Origin of the sequence: Pelagimonas sp. KU-00592-HH (genome assembly GCF_040369695.1) — a bacterium.
Taxonomy (GTDB): Bacteria; Pseudomonadota; Alphaproteobacteria; order Rhodobacterales; family Rhodobacteraceae; genus Shimia.
In genome coordinates, this window is the sequence record NZ_BAABWM010000006.1 from 44,831 (window position 1) to 60,938 (window position 16,108).

At 60.4% G+C, this 16,108-nt stretch carries 19 protein-coding genes; 15 read left to right on the forward strand and 4 right to left on the reverse strand.

Annotated features, from left to right (window positions below):
- Positions 1-14: 14 nt before the first annotated feature.
- Positions 15-1,433 (reverse strand): dihydrolipoyl dehydrogenase family protein, encoded by a 1,419-nt coding sequence (locus tag ABWV42_RS19160; protein WP_353341586.1) that lies wholly within the window; start codon positions 1,431-1,433, stop codon positions 15-17.
- 2 nt (positions 1,434-1,435) lie between these two features.
- Positions 1,436-2,170, reverse strand: coding sequence for a TVP38/TMEM64 family protein (locus ABWV42_RS19165; protein WP_353341587.1), 735 nt, complete (start codon positions 2,168-2,170; stop codon positions 1,436-1,438).
- Positions 2,171-2,447: 277 nt separating this feature from the next.
- Between ABWV42_RS19165 and rpmH the strand changes: the two genes are divergently transcribed.
- The 4 genes from rpmH (at position 2,448) to yidD (ending at position 3,929) form a co-directional block, all read left to right on the forward strand.
- Positions 2,448-2,582, forward strand: a complete 135-nt coding sequence (gene rpmH, locus ABWV42_RS19170; protein ID WP_035260992.1) for a 50S ribosomal protein L34 — start codon at positions 2,448-2,450, stop codon at positions 2,580-2,582.
- Positions 2,583-2,605: 23 nt separating this feature from the next.
- On the forward strand, positions 2,606-3,028 hold the full coding sequence (gene rnpA, locus ABWV42_RS19175) for a ribonuclease P protein component (protein ID WP_353341588.1): 423 nt from the start codon (positions 2,606-2,608) through the stop codon (positions 3,026-3,028).
- A gap of 95 nt (positions 3,029-3,123) precedes the next feature.
- Entirely contained in the window at positions 3,124-3,531 is a 408-nt protein-coding gene (locus ABWV42_RS19180; protein WP_255109962.1) for a GFA family protein, read from the forward strand.
- A gap of 161 nt (positions 3,532-3,692) precedes the next feature.
- Positions 3,693-3,929, forward strand: a complete 237-nt coding sequence (gene yidD / locus ABWV42_RS19185; RefSeq protein ID WP_255109960.1) for a membrane protein insertion efficiency factor YidD — start codon at positions 3,693-3,695, stop codon at positions 3,927-3,929.
- On the opposite strand, the gene ABWV42_RS19190 is transcribed toward yidD, so the two are convergent.
- The gene (locus ABWV42_RS19190; RefSeq protein ID WP_353341589.1) at positions 3,926-4,456 is read right to left on the reverse strand and encodes a DUF3833 domain-containing protein; all 531 of its coding nucleotides are present in this window, start codon (positions 4,454-4,456) and stop codon (positions 3,926-3,928) included. The two genes, yidD and ABWV42_RS19190, sit on opposite strands and share 4 nt — an antisense overlap.
- A gap of 114 nt (positions 4,457-4,570) precedes the next feature.
- On the opposite strand from ABWV42_RS19190, the gene ttcA reads away from it, so the two are divergent.
- From ttcA to ABWV42_RS19225, 7 genes are all read left to right on the forward strand, one after another.
- Positions 4,571-5,440: a tRNA 2-thiocytidine(32) synthetase TtcA gene (gene ttcA / locus ABWV42_RS19195; RefSeq protein WP_353341590.1), complete on the forward strand. Its 870-nt coding sequence runs from the start codon at positions 4,571-4,573 to the stop codon at positions 5,438-5,440.
- 55 nt (positions 5,441-5,495) lie between these two features.
- A complete protein-coding gene (locus tag ABWV42_RS19200) occupies positions 5,496-7,004 on the forward strand; it encodes a putative bifunctional diguanylate cyclase/phosphodiesterase (protein WP_353341591.1) in 1,509 nt (502 codons plus the stop codon).
- A 120-nt stretch (positions 7,005-7,124) separates the two neighbouring features.
- The gene (gene yidC / locus ABWV42_RS19205) at positions 7,125-8,930 is read left to right on the forward strand and encodes a membrane protein insertase YidC (RefSeq protein WP_353341592.1); all 1,806 of its coding nucleotides are present in this window, start codon (positions 7,125-7,127) and stop codon (positions 8,928-8,930) included.
- Positions 8,930-9,673 (forward strand): MOSC domain-containing protein, encoded by a 744-nt coding sequence (locus tag ABWV42_RS19210; protein ID WP_353341593.1) that lies wholly within the window; start codon positions 8,930-8,932, stop codon positions 9,671-9,673. The genes yidC and ABWV42_RS19210 overlap by 1 nt, the downstream gene beginning before the upstream one ends.
- Positions 9,673-10,326: a ribosome biogenesis GTP-binding protein YihA/YsxC gene (gene yihA, locus ABWV42_RS19215; protein ID WP_255109949.1), complete on the forward strand. Its 654-nt coding sequence runs from the start codon at positions 9,673-9,675 to the stop codon at positions 10,324-10,326. The genes ABWV42_RS19210 and yihA overlap by 1 nt, the downstream gene beginning before the upstream one ends.
- A gap of 4 nt (positions 10,327-10,330) precedes the next feature.
- The gene (locus tag ABWV42_RS19220) at positions 10,331-10,699 is read left to right on the forward strand and encodes a DUF2946 family protein (RefSeq protein ID WP_353341595.1); all 369 of its coding nucleotides are present in this window, start codon (positions 10,331-10,333) and stop codon (positions 10,697-10,699) included.
- Between the two features lie 68 nt (positions 10,700-10,767).
- Positions 10,768-12,156: a PepSY-associated TM helix domain-containing protein gene (locus tag ABWV42_RS19225; RefSeq protein WP_353341596.1), complete on the forward strand. Its 1,389-nt coding sequence runs from the start codon at positions 10,768-10,770 to the stop codon at positions 12,154-12,156.
- Positions 12,157-12,338: 182 nt separating this feature from the next.
- On the opposite strand, the gene ABWV42_RS19230 is transcribed toward ABWV42_RS19225, so the two are convergent.
- A complete protein-coding gene (locus tag ABWV42_RS19230) occupies positions 12,339-13,070 on the reverse strand; it encodes an SDR family NAD(P)-dependent oxidoreductase (protein WP_255109943.1) in 732 nt (243 codons plus the stop codon).
- Between the two features lie 115 nt (positions 13,071-13,185).
- On the opposite strand from ABWV42_RS19230, the gene argB reads away from it, so the two are divergent.
- The 4 genes from argB (at position 13,186) to ABWV42_RS19250 (ending at position 16,049) form a co-directional block, all read left to right on the forward strand.
- Positions 13,186-14,049, forward strand: a complete 864-nt coding sequence (argB, locus tag ABWV42_RS19235) for an acetylglutamate kinase (protein WP_255109942.1) — start codon at positions 13,186-13,188, stop codon at positions 14,047-14,049.
- Positions 14,050-14,117: 68 nt separating this feature from the next.
- Complete coding sequence (locus tag ABWV42_RS19240) at positions 14,118-14,912, forward strand: sterol desaturase family protein (RefSeq protein ID WP_353341598.1); 795 nt, start codon at positions 14,118-14,120, stop codon at positions 14,910-14,912.
- Positions 14,909-15,568 (forward strand): ferredoxin, encoded by a 660-nt coding sequence (locus ABWV42_RS19245; RefSeq protein ID WP_353341599.1) that lies wholly within the window; start codon positions 14,909-14,911, stop codon positions 15,566-15,568. The genes ABWV42_RS19240 and ABWV42_RS19245 overlap by 4 nt, the downstream gene beginning before the upstream one ends.
- The gene (locus ABWV42_RS19250) at positions 15,558-16,049 is read left to right on the forward strand and encodes a SixA phosphatase family protein (RefSeq protein WP_353341600.1); all 492 of its coding nucleotides are present in this window, start codon (positions 15,558-15,560) and stop codon (positions 16,047-16,049) included. Before ABWV42_RS19245 ends, ABWV42_RS19250 begins: the two co-directional genes overlap by 11 nt.
- Positions 16,050-16,108: the final 59 nt, after the last annotated feature.

Consider the following 16,108-nt stretch of genomic DNA (forward strand, 5'->3'; position numbering starts at 1 on the left):
CTCCGTACATGAACTTATGGCAACCAGCGTTGCACGAAACGAACCACCCGTTTCACCCTAGGACTATCAAAAAGTCTGGGCGAGAAATAGGCCCCGGCCGCACGCTTGTTGATCTCGCCAACGGTGGGATAAGGAGACACCATACTGGCCACTTGTCCCATTTTCATACGATTGGCGATGACAAGTGCCCAAAGGTTTATGTGCTCCCCGGCCTGATGGCCTGCGATGGAAACCCCAACGGGCCGTCCTTTGACCACCATAGCCTTGATCAATCCCTTTGCCTTGCGCTCGGCGATCAGACGATCGTTGTGGTGCAGATCAAATCTAACAACCTCCAACGCGTCCCCATGCGCCGCCCGCGCCTCGGCCTCGGTCATGCCAACCTGCGCCAGCTCCGGGTCGGTATAGGTCGCGTGCGGAATGTGGTCCTTGCGTTCCTTCGCGGGCAACCCGAACAGGGCCGAGCGAATGATCACGCCCGCGTGGTATCCGGCCACATGGGTAAACTGCTTGCCACCGGTCACATCGCCGATCGCATAGACCCGACGGTTCGAAGTTTTCAGGCTCTGATCCACCTTGATTCCCGCCCGCGTGGTCTCGATCCCCGCCACCTCAAGGTTCAACCGGTCAATGTTCGGCTTGCGCCCGACCGCCATCAGAAGATGCGAACCTTCGAACACGCGGCCATCCTTGGCCTCAACTCGAATGGCACCGGCCTCACCGCTGATCTGCGCCGCCAAAGCGCCTTCCTCGATCACCAGCCCCTCTTCGCGCAACTGGTCCAGAACAAAGGCCGCCATTTCCGGATCATCCCGGCCCAGCGCTTTCTCGCCCTCGATCACCGTCACCTTGCAGCCAAGCCGAAGATGCGCCTGCGCCATTTCCATCCCGATCGGGCCACCGCCGACAATCAGCAGATGCTCCGGCTTTTCACGCAGCTCGAACAGGGTCTCGTTTGTCTCGTAAGGCACGCTGTCCAACCCGGGAATCGGTGGCACAAACGGACTCGACCCCGTGGCGATCACGATCCGGCGCGCCTCGATCACATGCTCCCCGGCCTGCACCTCGTTTGCGCCAAGGAACTGGCCGTACTCCGAGATCACCCGAACCCCCAGCCCTTCGAACCGCTCGACCGAGTCATTAGGCTCGATCTGGGCAATCACATCCGCCACGTGGTCCTTGACCGCCGCGTAATCGACCTGCGGCACCTGATCCGCCACGCCAAACACCGCGGCATGGGCCTGCGTATGCGCCACCTTGGCGCTGGCCAACAGGGCCTTGGACGGAACGCAGCCAAAGTTCAGACAGTCGCCGCCCATCCTGTGCCCTTCCAACAGGACAACATCCGCCCCCATCTGCACGGCACCCGCCGCAACCGACAACCCACCAGACCCGGCGCCGATCACCAGGAGATCCGTCTTGATCCGTTCCATGTTCAGATGTCCTTACCGCCGCGCAGGGCCTTGATCACAATAGGAAGCGCCGCCAAGGCACACAGGCCAAGGATCGGCCCGAGGATATGAGGCTCGAAAATCACGCCGAGGTTCGGCACTTCGCCTTGGGCAAACACTTCGCCCAGTCCCGCCCCAACCGAGGTAAACACCACGCCGCCCGGAATGATCCCTATAAAGGTCGAAATCACGAACCGGCGGATCGGCACGCCCACGATGGCGGGCAACAGGTTGGCCACGAAGAACGGCACCACCGGAACCAGCCGCATCAGGAACAGCATCGACCACTGGTTCTCGTCCAGGGCATCTTTCATGCGTTTCACCCGCCCTTCCGACGCATCCATCTTCTCCGAAAGCCGCTCGCCGAATCCATGGCGCGCCGCCAAGAAGATCAGCGTCGCCCCGATGGTCGCCGCCACGACATTGAAGGTTGATCCCAACACCGTGCCAAACATGAACCCGCCCGTCAGCGATGCCACCGCCGCGCCGGGCAATGAAAAGGCCACGATCACGATATAGATGCCCATGAACGCAAGGGCCGCCGGCACATAGTTTGCATCCCGAAACGCCAAAAGCACCTCGCGATTGTCGCGCAGCGCCTCAAAGCTGAGGTAGTCGCCAAGGGTCACCGCACCGATACCCGCCACCGTCAGAATCACCGCGATTGGCAAAAGGCGGCCCAACCCGCGTTTCCGGCCTGTTTCTGTCATGTCACTCATTGGCTTCCCATGTGCTTGCTTGCTCTAAACATGCGGTACGGCGACAAAAAACAACAGGGACCTCACAGTCGCTTGATCTCCGAGGCGAATCTCGTGATAAGCGCGACCAGAAACCGGGGGTTTTGAAACATTGCGCTGCCTGCAGTGCAGATTTTGTTGCAAAACGCCAATCCGGTGTTTGACTTATTATTCCCGCCCGCCTATAGACCGGGCTTCGAATAGCACCTGGGCCCGCGATTCCGTCGCGAGGCGCCCTGACAGATACGGAGACGGAGCGATGAAACGCACCTACCAACCCTCGAACCTGGTTCGCAAACGCCGCCACGGCTTCCGTGCGCGCATGGCTACCAAAGCTGGCCGCAAGATCCTGAACGCACGCCGCCTGCGCGGCCGCAAGTCGCTGAGCGCATAAGCGCTTCGACCGTTCTGACGGACATGACACCGCCGGAGGCCCCCGAGGATGGCAATGCCGCCCAAGGGGACATGCCCCCGGCGGTGTCCGTTTGTCTTGAGGTTCTGAAAAACCGCAGCGATTTCCTCGCCGCCGCCCGCGCCCGCAAACAGGGCACCAAGGCGATGATGGTGCAGGGTCGCAAACGTCGCGCCGATGAAGACGTTCCAGCCGATGCCATCCGCGTCGGCTTTACCTGTTCCAAGAAGGTCGGCAACGCCGTCGCCCGCAACCGCGCCAAACGCCGGATGCGCGAAGTCGCCCGCCTCGTTCTGCCGGCCCATGGCAAACCCGGCTGGGACTACGTGCTGATCGGCCGCGCCAACGAAACCGCCGCCCGCAACTTCGATGTCCTGCAAAGCGATCTGCGCTACGCCCTTCGCAAGCTGCACGCCGACAGGCGCTGACGCACATCTGCGTGAACACCCCGCACTCTCCTTGATGCTCGCCACGATTGGCCTAGGCTCGATCAGGTCGATGGACAGGAGACAAGGGGACCCCAATGACAAAACTCACAGGCCAATGCCTCTGCGGCGCAATCTCTTTCGAAGCCGATGGCGAGGTGCCCGTCATGGCAAATTGCCACTGCACCGATTGCCGCAAGGCCACCGGAAGCGCCTATGCCGCGCTGATGTTCATGAAGGAAAGTGACGTCAAGATCACCGGCACAACCAAGACCTTTCAGCACAATTCCGACGCCGGCTCGTTGATGACCAAGCATTTCTGCGAAAACTGCGGATCTCCGATGTTCACCCAGAACTCGAACCGTCCGGGCATGATCGGCTTGCGCGCGGGCACGATCAACGAACAACAGGAATTCACGCCCAAGGCCAATGTCTACACATCAAGCGTAATGGCCGCGACGATCCTGGATGAAAACCTGCCGGCCTTCGCGAAAATGCCCGGATAACCTTCATCCGAAAATGGTGGTGGCTTCCTCTCGCTACGAAGCGAGGGCAGGCACCGCCGCAAAATTCTCTGCGCCGCCGCCAGTCACAAAAATGCGCGTGGGGTGCGTCAAAACCCGCCACCCCACTTCCCTATGCCCCCTGCCGCGCCTATCTTCGCGCCATGTCACCGCTTGCCCATATCGTCGCCCTGCCGATCCGCGCCTATCGCCTGATCTTTTCGCCCTGGGTCGGCTTCAACTGCCGCTATCAACCCACCTGCTCGGCCTACGCGCTCGAGGCATTGGAAAAGCATGGGCCCATTCGCGGCACCCTCCTGACCATCCGCCGCCTTGGCCGCTGCCATCCGCTCGGCGGCGACGGCTATGATCCGGTGCCGGAACCGAAAAAGAAGCCCTAAAGCTTCTCGAAGAAAATCGTGACCTCGCCAAGACGCACCCCGGCTTTCGACATATAGGCACGGTTCAACAACCGCCCGTCTTCCATCAGCCACATCCAGTCATCAAACGTCACGCGGATCGTGCTCTCGCCATCGGCGCGCGGCAGATCGATGGTATAGCGCCAGTTGAAGGCATCGCCACGCTCTTCGCCCCGCGCCACGCCCTGAACGCCATCCGCCGTGCCTTCCCAACTGTCGTCACCGGTCTTGCGCAGTGTCCAGACACGGCGCTCGGTGCCCCCGTCGTCATACTTGAACCGCTCGTCCAGTGTCAGGGTCTTGCCATCCCATGTCCCGTCAATCGTGACCTTAAAGCGCCGCTGCACGTTCCCCAAGATATCCTGGAACTGCCCATAGGCCACGGTTGGCCCGTCAAAATAGCGTTCGAGATCCAGCTTGCGAGCGCTCAGGTTCGGATCATCAAGCGACGGCTTGCCACAACCAACCAAAGTGGCAAGGGCAAGGCTAAAGACAATGAAAAGACGCATGGCAGGCTCCTGTATTCCCTTCGGATACGCCCCGACCCCACCATCGGATGACTCTTGCCTGCCTCAGGGCGGGAATCCTTGCCCACAAGGCCCGTTTCCCCTAAAGGGCAGCCCATGCTTGATGATCTCGACGATATCCACCCGCTGTTCCACGGCGCCCCCTCTTCGGCCAGTTTCAAGAAACTGCGCAAACGCATCGTGCGCCAGACGCGCGAGGCGATCGAGCAGTATGGCATGATCGATCGCGGCGCACGCTGGCTGGTCTGCCTCTCCGGCGGCAAGGACAGCTACACGCTGCTGGCCGTTCTGCACGAGCTCAAGTGGCGCGGGCTTTTGCCGGTCGACCTTCTGGCCTGCAACCTTGATCAGGGCCAACCCAATTTCCCGGCTACCGTCCTGCCCGAGTTCCTTGAGAAAATGGGCGTCGAGCATCGCATCGAGTACCAAGACACCTATTCCGTCGTGAAGGAAAAAGTCCCCGCAGGGCGCACCTATTGCGCCCTCTGCTCGCGCCTGCGTCGTGGCAACCTCTACCGCATCGCCCGCGAAGAGGGCTGCTCGGCGGTTGTTCTGGGCCACCACCGCGATGACATTCTCGAAACCTTCTTCATGAACCTCTTCCACGGCGGCCGCCTTGCGACCATGCCTCCCAAGCTGGTCAACGAAGAAGGCGATCTCTTTGTCTACCGCCCCCTGGCCCATGTTGCCGAAGAAGATTGCGAGAAATTCGCCAAATCCATGAACTACCCGATCATCCCCTGCGATCTCTGTGGCTCGCAGGACGGGCTTCAGCGCCAGCAGGTCAAGCAGATCCTCGACCAATGGGAAAAGAACAGCCCCGGTCGGCGGCAGGTCATGTTCCGTGCCCTGACCAACATCCGCCCCTCGCATATGCTTGATCCCAAACTGTTCGATTTCGCCGGCCTGATGCGCGGAACGGAACAATTTGAGGAAATTGGCAACGATATTCCCAAGCTGCGTTAACCGCACGGGAAATCCTGCCCCCTAACCTGCCCCTGATCCAAACAAGGGGCAGACCATGCTGGGGCACTACGGCATCCGGGCCGCATCGCGGTATTTTCAGATTCTCTCGCCGATCCTGATCCTGTCCGCCTATCTTCTTTTGGGCGAGGTCTGGGTCTTTGCCATTCTGGCTCTGCTGCCCGCTGCGGCCTATGTCTCGACACTGCCGTCACCTCCTCCACCCGCGCGGGACAAGGGGCGCGATGGGCTTACCGGTCTTCTGAACTCCGAAGGGTTCCAGATCGCGACCGAAATGACCCTGACGCAGGCAAACAGGGACGATCAATCCACCGCCTGCTTCCACATCGAACTCGATGATTTCATCGACCTGCGGGCGCGCCACGGACAGGCAAGTGCCGATACGGTTCTGCGCCAGTCCGCCCTGCGCATCAGCCAGGCCATGCGCGATATCGATCACGTCGCCCGCATTGGTGAGGCGCGCTTTGCCGCGACACTGGCCGCGGGGCCCTCGCTGGATCGTGACGCCTGCCTGCGTCTCTCGGCACGCCTGCAAACCGCCCTCGAAGAGCCCGTGACCCTTCCCAATGCAACGCTGCTGCCGACCTGCTCCATCGGCTTTGCGCTCGCCACACCGCAACAAGAGACCAACGCCTTCCTGGATTGCGCCGCACAGGCACTGGAAGAAGCGCGGCGCAAGGGCACGTCCTGCATCCGCGCCCATTCTCCCGAACTCGGACGGCGGGCGCTTCGACATCGCCAGATCGAGGCCGACGCGGCCTTTGCCCTTGAACGCAACGAGATCAAGGCATGGTTTCAACCGCAGCTTTCCACTGACACAGGCCGCGTGTCCGGGTTCGAGGCCCTCGCGCGCTGGGATCACCCGAAATTCGGCGTGATTCCCCCCATCGAATTCCTGCCCCTCCTGCACCGCTATGGCCTGTCGGAAACCCTGACCGACAGGATGCTCGCCCACGCCTTCAAGGCCCTGCGCAAATGGGACAGGCTGGGGCTTGATATCCCGCAGGTTGGCGTCAACTTCGCCGACGAGGAACTGCACAATCCCAATCTGCCCGACAAGGTCGCCTGGGCGCTGGACCGTTTCGGCATCCTGTCCGAACGCCTGACCATCGAAATCCTCGAAAGCGTCGCTACCGGCCCCAAGGAAACCGTGGTGATCCGCAACATCACCCGGCTCGCAGATCTCGGATGCGGCATTGACCTTGATGATTTCGGCACCGGCCAGACCTCGATCGGTGCCCTGCGCCAGTTGCCGGTGTCCCGCCTCAAGATCGCGCGCATGTTTGTGTCTCAGGTCGATCGCGACGGGGATCAGCAGCGGATGATCACCGCCATCCTCACCATGTGCGAACGGCTCGGTATCGAAACCCTTGCCGAAGGCGTGGAAACCGCTGGTGAACACACCATGCTCGCCCAACTGGGCTGTGCCCACGTTCAGGGCTTTGGCATCGCCCATCCCATGCCCTTTGCAGAAACAATTGCGTGGACACGCGCACACCGCGCCCGCCTCGCTGCGCCCCCGCAAATTGGGCGCAAGACCGGCTAAGGGCCGCCAGATCCCCGTTTGGCGGGGTCAAAGCCGCTCATATCCCAATAACCGCTTGACCTTTGGGTCTCACCTCTGTTGAACCACCACAAAGTTTCAAGAGACAGGTGGCTTCCGGCAATGGACGATCAGAACAAGAACCTCATTCTCGCGACCGCACTCAGCTTCGTCGTGATTTTGGTCTGGTTTATCATGTTTCCCCCGCCCGATCCGGTGGAAGATCCCAACGCACCCGCGATCACCGCTGAGGCAACCCAGCCCGCGGCGGCAACCCCGAACGCCGCAGCTGATGCCGGCGCGGCCACAAACACGGCCGACGTCGTGGAAACCAAGGATGCCCCGCGCGTCGACATCGCCACGGATCGCCTGAGCGGTTCGATCTCGCTTCTGGGCGGCCGTCTCGACGACCTGCACCTGAACGACTACCGCGAAACCCTCGACGAAAATTCGCCGACGGTGACCTTCCTTGCCAAACGCGGCGAGCCGAACGCCTTCTACGCCCTCTATGGCTGGGCCCCCGGCGCAGGCCTCTCGCTCGACCAGGTTCCCGGTGCCAACACCGAATGGTCCCTCGAAAGCGGCTCGACCCTGTCGACCACCTCGCCGATCACCCTCAAGTGGGACAACGGCAACGGCCTGACCTTCCGCCGCACCTTCAGCATCGACGAGAACTACATGTTCTCGGTCAATCAAAGCGTTCAGAACAGCGGTTCGGAAACCGTCTCGCTGGCGCCCTACGGCACCCTGACCCGCCATGGCGAGCCGCAGGACCTCAAGAACTTCTTCATCCTGCACGAAGGCGCAATGCGCCAACTCTCGGAAGAGCGAGAAGACATCGACTATTCCGACATGCAGGACTTTGGCGTTGATCCGGTCTGGGGACCGGGCGCTGACGTCGAACAGGTCTCCGGCAACGGCTGGACCGGCTTTACCGATCACTACTGGATGGCGATGCTGATCCCCAACAGCGATCAGCCCTTCACCTCGGTTCTGCGCTACTCGCCGCAGGTCGACACCTACGAGGCCATCGCCCGCTTCCCCACCATGACCCTTGCCGCAGGCGAAACCAAGAACATGGAATCGCGCCTGTTTGCCGGTGCCAAGGAATGGGAAGCCATCCGCAACTACCAGAACGAATCCGGCATCTACCGCTTCCTCGACACCATCGACTGGGGATGGTTCTTCTTCCTGACCAAACCGATCTTCGCGGTTCTGCACTGGCTGAACGCCCTGATCGGCAACATGGGCTGGGCGATTATCGGCCTGACCGTCCTGATCAAGATCGTGGTCTTCCCGCTGGCATATAAATCCTATGCCTCGATGGCCAAGATGAAAGAACTCCAGCCGCAGATGGAAAAGCTGAAAGAGGCCGCTGGCGACGATCGCCAGAAGCTGCAGCAATCCATGATGGAGCTTTACAAGAAGGAAAAGGTGAACCCCGCCTCGGGCTGTCTGCCGATCCTGATCCAGATCCCGATCTTCTTCTCGCTCTACAAGGTGATCTTCGTAACCCTCGAACTGCGTCACGCCCCTTGGGTTGGCTGGATCACCGACATGTCGGCCCCCGATCCGTCGTCGATCATCAACCTCTTCGGCCTCCTGCCTTTCGCGGTTCCGGAACTGGGCTTCTTCGAAATCTTCAGCCTCGGCATCCTGCCGATCCTGTTGGGTATCTCGATGTGGCTGCAACAGAAGCTGAACCCGGCCCCCACCGACCCCACCCAGCAGATGATCTTTGCCTGGATGCCCTGGGTCTTCATGTTCATGCTGGGTAGCTTTGCAAGCGGCCTCGTGCTGTACTGGATCACCAACAACGTGATCACCTTTACGCAGCAATACCTCATCATGCGCAGCCACGGCTACAAACCCGACGTCTTCGGCAACATCAAGAGCAGCTTTGCCCGCAAGGCAAAGTCGGGCGACTGATGAGCATCCGCGTCGCTGCCCTCTGGCGTCACCCGATCAAATCCCACGGACGCGAGTCCGTGGACCGGGTGACTCTGACCGAAGGCGAGACCATGCCATGGGATCGCCGCTGGGCCGTGGCGCATGAGGTGTCCAAGGCGGACGGCTCCAAATGGGTGGCCTGCGTGAACTTCTCGCGCGGGGCCAAGGCTCCCGGCCTGATGGCCGTGACCGCCAAAAGCAACGAGGACGAAGGCACCGTCACCCTGACGCACCCGCGTCACGGCGAGATCACCTTCAACCCCGATACCCAACTGCGCGGCTTTCTGAACTGGGTGCGCCCGATCATGCCCGCCGACCGCGCGCAGTCGGCCCGCATCCTGCGTGTCGAGAATCGCGGCATGACCGACACCGATTTCCCGTCGATCAGCCTTCTCAACATCGCTTCGAACGAAGCCCTGTCCGAGCAGATGAAGATGCCTCTGTCCATGGACCGCTGGCGCGGCAACATCCTGTTGTCCGGCCTCGAGCCATGGGAAGAGAAAACCTGGATCGGGAAAACCCTGCGCATCGGCGGGGCCACCCTGGAAGTTCGCGAAGAGATCACCCGCTGCCTCGCAACCACCGCCAACCCGGAAACCGGCGCGCGCGATGCGGATACGCTGGATGCCCTGAACAAGCGTGGCCACCAGGAATTTGGCGTCTATGCCGTTGTCACCGGCACAGGTGACGTCGCCGTGGGCGACACCGTAGAGGTTTCGTGATGCAACTGCCCTTCCCCGTCGTCGAAGAACCCGAAGAATTCGCACGCGAGCAAGGTCGCAAGCTCTTTGCCGGCAGCAACAGCGATTTCCTCAAGGGTGTCGTTGCCATGAACGGTCTGCCCCCGGCAGACCGGATCGAAGTCTGCTTTGCGGGCCGCTCGAATGTTGGCAAGTCGTCTCTGATCAACGCCCTGACCGGCCGCACCCGCCTCGCCCGCGCCTCCAACACGCCGGGCCGCACGCAGGAAATCAACTTCTTTACCCTCGCCGAGAGCCACTATCTCGTCGACCTTCCCGGCTACGGCTATGCAAACGCCCCCCTGCCGGTGGTCGAAAAGTGGCAAAAGCTTCTCAAGCAGTACCTTTCGGGCCGCGTGAACCTGCGCCGCGCCTTTGTCCTGATCGACTCTCGCCATGGCGTTAAGGCCGTGGACGAAGAAATCATGTCCCTGCTGGACAGCTCTGCCGTCACCTTCCAGGTCGTCATGACCAAGACCGACAAGGTGAAAGAGAAAGACCGCGAGAAGATCCTCGATCAGGTCCGCGGAAAACTGTCGAAACACCCTGCCGCCTTCCCCGAGCTCGTTCTGACAAGTTCGGAAAAGGGCTTTGGCATCCCCACCCTGCGGGCCCTCATCGCTAGCCTGGACTAACCCCATGCTCCGCCGCCTGCCCCTGTCAGCACTGCTTTTGATCGCGCTCGCAGTGACAAGCCTGATCCCTCAGGGCTGGATGCCCGTCATGGATGACAGCGGCAAGGTGGTGATGGTGATCTGTACCGCATACGGCGTTGAGGAACGCGTTGTCGATCTTGACGATGCTACCCCACATGACGACAGCGATCCCCGCGCCAGTTCGACCTGCCCGTTTGCGGCTGTTCAAACCGCAGACCTGTCGCACTCTTCCCCCGCTGCCGTGAACATGGTCGCCCCGGTGATCAACCGCTGGCAACACCGCGACTTTACCCATCGCAGCGCCGGTTTTCACTGGCGCTATGATGCCCGTGGTCCGCCACATCTCTCCTGACACTCACTGACAATCTGAAATCAACAGGGCGCCTCTGGCCTGCCCTTTCGTGTCTATTGGAGACTCTCATGACCACCGAAACCAACGGCGGCGCGAACGCGCTGTCGCAAAAATTCTACATGTCTGCCTGGCGCTGGCACTTCTATGCCGGGCTCTATGTCATCCCCTTCATGATCATGCTCGCCGTCACCGGCCTGATGATGATGTACATCAACCTCTTCGACGGCCGCGACGGCGAGAAGATCACCGTCACCCCAACTGGCGAAGCCATGGCCGCCAGCACGCTGTCCGATGCGGTCCTCGCGGCCGAGCCCGGCACAATTGCCGAATGGATCGGCCCCAAATCCCCCGATCTGGCAACCGTTTTCCGCGTCAAAACCGAAACCGGAAACCGCATGGTCGCCATTGACCAATACAGCGGTGAAATCATCGAGACCTGGGATCGCCGCGCCGGATGGTATGACTTTGCCGACAACATCCACTCTGATCTGTTGATCGGAACCACCGGCGACCGCCTGATCGAAATCGCGGCAGGTCTGGGTCTCGTGCTGGTCGTGACCGGCCTTTACATGTGGTGGCCACGTGGCGGCGACACCAGCATTCTGATCCCCAACCTGAGGGCAAGGGGCCGCAGCCTCTGGAAATCACTGCATGGATCGATCGGCTTCTGGATGTCCATCCTGATGGTTGTGTTTCTGCTTTCCGGCCTGTCCTGGGCCGGCGTCTGGGGTGGTAAATTCGTTCAACCCTGGAGCAGCTTCCCCGCCGCCAAATGGGACAACGTTCCCCTGTCCGACGCCACCCATGCCAGCATGAATCACGGCCACACCAACGATGTGCCATGGGCGCTGGAACAAACGCCCATGCCCGCCTCCGGGTCAGACGCCGGTCAGTTCGGCATCCCCGAAGGCACACCCGTCAACATCGACAACCTGATTGCCCTTGGTCAAAGCCTCGGCCTTCCAGGGCGTTTCCGCGTCGCCTATCCGGGCGGCGAAACCGGCGTCTGGACCATCAACCGCGATTCGATGAGCAGCGACAGCACAGACCCCTTCAGCGATACAACGATCCATGTCGACCAATACACCGGCAAGATCCTCGCCGATGTGCGCTTTGCCGACTATTCGGCCATGGGCAAAACCATGGCAGTCAGCGTGCCCTTCCACATGGGCCTCATGGGGCTTTGGAACCTCGCGCTGAACACGCTGTTCTGCCTGAGCGTGATCTTCATCAGCCTGTCAGGTGTCGTCATGTGGGTCAAACGCCGCCCCGCGCGTGCCGCGCGCCTTGCTGCGCCGCCAACCCCGGCCGAGATGCCGCATTGGAAGGGCGCCGTTCTGGTTGGTCTGTTCCTGTCTCTGGCGTTCCCGCTGGCAGGTCTCACCTTCCTCGGTGTCTTTGCGTTTGATCTTCTTGTCCTGAACAACATCGCACCGCTGCGCCGCGCGTTGTCGTGATAAAATGGCACGTCCCGCTCTGGTTGGCGGGGCGTGCTTCTTTAAGGTTTCGGTTACCCTTTGCCTCGGCGCTCGCTCCGTTAACCATGCGTTTTGCGAAAGCAATACCGACGTTGCACCGACGCGATACCGCAGCCGGTTTTCCCGATTAATCAATAGGATTTGGGGCTGATTCGATGGCGTCAGACGTGCTGCGCCCCGTTCACCTCGATCTCTGATCCCGAGATGTAGGAACTCTCCTGCGAGCACAGGAAATAGATTGCTGCGGCGACCTCGTCAGGCTGGCCAAGTCTTTGAAGTGGAAGCTTTTCTACGATCTTGTCGGTGCCCGGCGAAAGGATCGCCGTCTCCACCTCACCGGGGGCAATCGCGTTCACCCGCACCCCCAAAGGCCCGAAATCATGCGCCATCTCCCGCGTCAAAGCCGCCAGCGCCGCCTTCGACGTCGCATAAGCCGCCCCCGCAAACGGATGCACCCGGCTCCCCGCAATAGAAGTGATGTTCACAACCGACCCTTTCGCCGCCGCCAACTCTTCCTTCAAACCTCGCGCAAGTACCACTGAGGCAAAGAAATTTACGTGAAAGACCTGCCCCCAGGTCATGAGGTCGGTGTTCAGCGTATTGAGCCGCTCGCCCTCGGGGCCTTTCGGGGAAACACCGGCATTGTTGACCAAGGCATCCAGACGCCCATCGAGCATTTCCTGCAGCTGACCTACGGCATTGATCGTATTCGCCGCGTCCGACAGGTCGAGCATCAGGTGGTTTTCCGGTTTCGCAAAGGGGCATTCCGGTGCGCAGGGCGTGCGCGACACCGTGACAACCCGCCAGCCTTCGCGGTGAAAACGTCGCACCGTGGCATGACCAATGCCCCGGCTAGCGCCTGTAATCAAAAGGGTTTTCCGCGAATCCGCCATGACACACCTATCCTCTCGCTCAGGATAACACCTACCGCATTCCCACCAAGAGGCAATGCCCCTTGGCACCGAAGGCCCAAAGGTCTAACAACAACGGCCAAGAGGACACCGATAGATGAAGAAGCAGAACATGAACCGCGACTGGATCGCCACCGCCCGGACCCTGTCCCAGGCTCTTCCCTACCTTCAGCGCTACACTGGCGCGATTGTCGTTATTAAGCTCGGCGGCCACGCCATGGGCAGCGACGAGGCGATGGATGACTTTGCCCGAGACGTGGTTCTGATGCGCCAGGTTGGGGTCAATCCGGTGATCGTTCACGGCGGCGGACCGATGATTAACGCTATGTTGAAGAAACTCGAGATACAGTCCGAGTTCGTCAACGGAAAACGCGTCACCGATGCTGCGACTGTCGAAGTTGTCGAAATGGTTCTGTCCGGTGTGGTAAACAAACGCATCGTTCAGGCAATCAACCGTCAGGGCGGCAAGGCTGTTGGCTTGTCGGGTAAGGATGCGAACCTCATGGTTTGCGATCAGACCAACCCGGATCTCGGTTTCGTAGGCACCCCTGCCGACATGAACCCCGCGCTCCTGCACGAGTTGTTTGCCAATGATACCATTCCGGTGATTGCGCCTCTTGGCGCGGGCCGCAACGGTGAGACATTCAACGTGAATGGCGACACCGCCGCCGGTGCCATCGCGGGCGCACTCAACGCAGACCGCCTGCTGCTTTTGACCGACGTCTCCGGCGTGAAGAACGCCGAGGGCGATGTCATGACCGAACTCAAGGCGCAACAGATCCGTGACCTCACGGCTGAGGGTGTGATCGCGGGCGGCATGATTCCCAAGACGGAAACAGCGCTGAACGCCATCGAAGACGGTGTCCGTGCCGTGGTCATTCTGGATGGCCGCGCTCCGAATGCCTGTCTGCTTGAACTGTTCACGGAACACGGCGCCGGATCACTTATTCGAGGGGACTAGGTGCTAGGGGTTTCAATATTCCACGAACGGAATACATATAGATCATCGAATTCCCCGAGGTGACCTGTATGGAAAACGAAGCCCTGATCCGCCTAAGTGTCTTTGCGGGCCTGTTTGCCCTCTTCGCCACGATCGAGGCCCTTGTACCACGGCGCGCCCGAACCCAGCCACGCAGCAAGCGTTGGGTGACCAACTGGGCAATGACCATCACCAATACGCTCATCCTGCGCCTCATGGCCTTTGCCTTGCCTCTCCTTGCCGTGGGCGCGGCGATGGACGCCGGTCAAAACGGTTGGGGACTGTTCAATCGCCTTGATCTGGGCACCGTCCCCGAGACGATATTGGCCATTCTGGTTTTCGACTTCGCGATCTGGCTGCAACACCTCATCACGCACAAAGTCCCGATCCTCTGGCGTCTTCACCGTGTCCACCATGCCGACCGTGACATCGACGTAACAACCGCCATCCGCTTTCACCCGGTTGAAATCGCGTTCTCGATGTTGCTCAAGATCGGCCTCGTCTACCTCCTTGGCCCGTCCGCCTTGGCCATTATCCTGTTCGAAGTCATCCTGAACGGCACCGCTATGTTCAATCACGCCAACATGCGTCTGCCAATCTGGCTGGACCGCATCGTTCGCCTGGTCCTCGTGACACCGGACATGCACAGGGTTCATCACTCGGTTCATCGCCACGAACACGACAGCAACTATGGCTTTGCCCTTTCAATCTGGGACAGACTCTTTGGGACCTATATTGCCCAACCCGAAAAGGGGCATGAGGGCATGACGATCGGCCTGCAATGGCAAGATGATCGTCCCTCTCGACTCGGCTGGAGCCTCGCTCTACCGTTTCGCAGGAAATGACCTACGACTCTGTTCTCAAAGCCGCACAGGCCCTGCACCTAGACATCCTCGGCGGGTTCCACCCGACCGAAGAGGATGGCGATATTGCAGATGCCGGCACCCTCTTGATGCTGTCTCCCAAAGAACCCCGGTTCTGGGCGCATTTCACTTCACAACCCGAGTATCTTGACGGCAAACCCGATCCTGTTGATCGGTGGTCCACCCGTGTTGTCACGGACCTCGCCAAGGAACTGGGCGCACGCGCCTTTTTTCCCTTCACCGGGCCACCCTACAATCCTTTCTACAGCTGGGCGCTTAAGACGGGGCGCTGCCACTCGTCTCCGATCAACCTTCTGGTTCATGATCGTGCTGGGCTTTTCGTGTCATTCCGCGGCGCAATCGCGCTGAGAGAAAAACTCGACCTCCCGCCTGCACCTACGTCCCCCTGCGAAAACTGCGTTGATAAACCGTGCCTTACGACCTGCCCGGTGAATGCTTTTGCAACCGGCACCTACGATGTCCAAGGCTGTCGCAACGTCATGCGATCAATAGATGAACATCCGTGCCTGACACGCGGATGCGAGGTGCGCCGCGCTTGTCCCGCGAATGCAGACTATGGCAGAATGGAGGAACAATCCTCCTACCATATGCGAGTCTTTCTCGAGAATGACACTTAGATTGATCCTCGTTCGTCATGCGAAATCCAGCTGGAAGGAACCAGCTCTTTCGGATCACGAACGCCCGCTGAACAAACGTGGTCGCGCTTCCGCCAAGGCGGTGGGTGACTGGCTGCGACGCAAAGGCTACGCCCCTGACACCGTTCTGAGCTCCACATCCGAACGCACCCGTGAAACCCACGCGCTGATGGAAACCAAGGCACCGGCAGAGTTTGACAGGTCGCTTTATTTGTCGAGCGCGCAGAACATGCTGAAGGCCTTACAAGGCGCTTCGGGCAATACCGTGATGATGCTGGGCCACAACCCCGGGACCGGCGAATTTGCCGAACGTCTTGCCACGAAACTACCTTCGCACGAACGTTTTCTGGACTATCCCACCTGCGCCACCACGGTGCTTGAGTTCGAAGCAGATAGCTGGAACGAGGTGTCTTTCGGAACCGGCAAAGTAAAGGCCTTCGTCATTCCAAGAGAACTAACCTAGGCCCCATGCCTAAAACGGAGAAAGCCCCGCCAATGGCGGGGCTTTCTCTTTGTTTGCAT

What these genes read in the sequence shown, in the direction of transcription:
- ABWV42_RS19160 (WP_353341586.1), bottom strand. Translation starts at nt 1,433, where the DNA reads ATGGAACGGATCAAGACGGATCTCCTGGTGATCGGCGCCGGGTCTGGT.
- ABWV42_RS19165 (WP_353341587.1), bottom strand. Translation starts at nt 2,170, where the DNA reads ATGAGTGACATGACAGAAACAGGCCGGAAACGCGGGTTGGGCCGCCTT.
- rpmH (WP_035260992.1), top strand. Translation starts at nt 2,448, where the DNA reads ATGAAACGCACCTACCAACCCTCGAACCTGGTTCGCAAACGCCGCCAC.
- rnpA (WP_353341588.1), top strand. Translation starts at nt 2,606, where the DNA reads ATGACACCGCCGGAGGCCCCCGAGGATGGCAATGCCGCCCAAGGGGAC.
- ABWV42_RS19180 (WP_255109962.1), top strand. Translation starts at nt 3,124, where the DNA reads ATGACAAAACTCACAGGCCAATGCCTCTGCGGCGCAATCTCTTTCGAA.
- yidD (WP_255109960.1), top strand. Translation starts at nt 3,693, where the DNA reads ATGTCACCGCTTGCCCATATCGTCGCCCTGCCGATCCGCGCCTATCGC.
- ABWV42_RS19190 (WP_353341589.1), bottom strand. Translation starts at nt 4,456, where the DNA reads ATGCGTCTTTTCATTGTCTTTAGCCTTGCCCTTGCCACTTTGGTTGGT.
- ttcA (WP_353341590.1), top strand. Translation starts at nt 4,571, where the DNA reads ATGCTTGATGATCTCGACGATATCCACCCGCTGTTCCACGGCGCCCCC.
- ABWV42_RS19200 (WP_353341591.1), top strand. Translation starts at nt 5,496, where the DNA reads ATGCTGGGGCACTACGGCATCCGGGCCGCATCGCGGTATTTTCAGATT.
- yidC (WP_353341592.1), top strand. Translation starts at nt 7,125, where the DNA reads ATGGACGATCAGAACAAGAACCTCATTCTCGCGACCGCACTCAGCTTC.
- ABWV42_RS19210 (WP_353341593.1), top strand. Translation starts at nt 8,930, where the DNA reads ATGAGCATCCGCGTCGCTGCCCTCTGGCGTCACCCGATCAAATCCCAC.
- yihA (WP_255109949.1), top strand. Translation starts at nt 9,673, where the DNA reads ATGCAACTGCCCTTCCCCGTCGTCGAAGAACCCGAAGAATTCGCACGC.
- ABWV42_RS19220 (WP_353341595.1), top strand. Translation starts at nt 10,331, where the DNA reads ATGCTCCGCCGCCTGCCCCTGTCAGCACTGCTTTTGATCGCGCTCGCA.
- ABWV42_RS19225 (WP_353341596.1), top strand. Translation starts at nt 10,768, where the DNA reads ATGACCACCGAAACCAACGGCGGCGCGAACGCGCTGTCGCAAAAATTC.
- ABWV42_RS19230 (WP_255109943.1), bottom strand. Translation starts at nt 13,070, where the DNA reads ATGGCGGATTCGCGGAAAACCCTTTTGATTACAGGCGCTAGCCGGGGC.
- argB (WP_255109942.1), top strand. Translation starts at nt 13,186, where the DNA reads ATGAAGAAGCAGAACATGAACCGCGACTGGATCGCCACCGCCCGGACC.
- ABWV42_RS19240 (WP_353341598.1), top strand. Translation starts at nt 14,118, where the DNA reads ATGGAAAACGAAGCCCTGATCCGCCTAAGTGTCTTTGCGGGCCTGTTT.
- ABWV42_RS19245 (WP_353341599.1), top strand. Translation starts at nt 14,909, where the DNA reads ATGACCTACGACTCTGTTCTCAAAGCCGCACAGGCCCTGCACCTAGAC.
- ABWV42_RS19250 (WP_353341600.1), top strand. Translation starts at nt 15,558, where the DNA reads ATGACACTTAGATTGATCCTCGTTCGTCATGCGAAATCCAGCTGGAAG.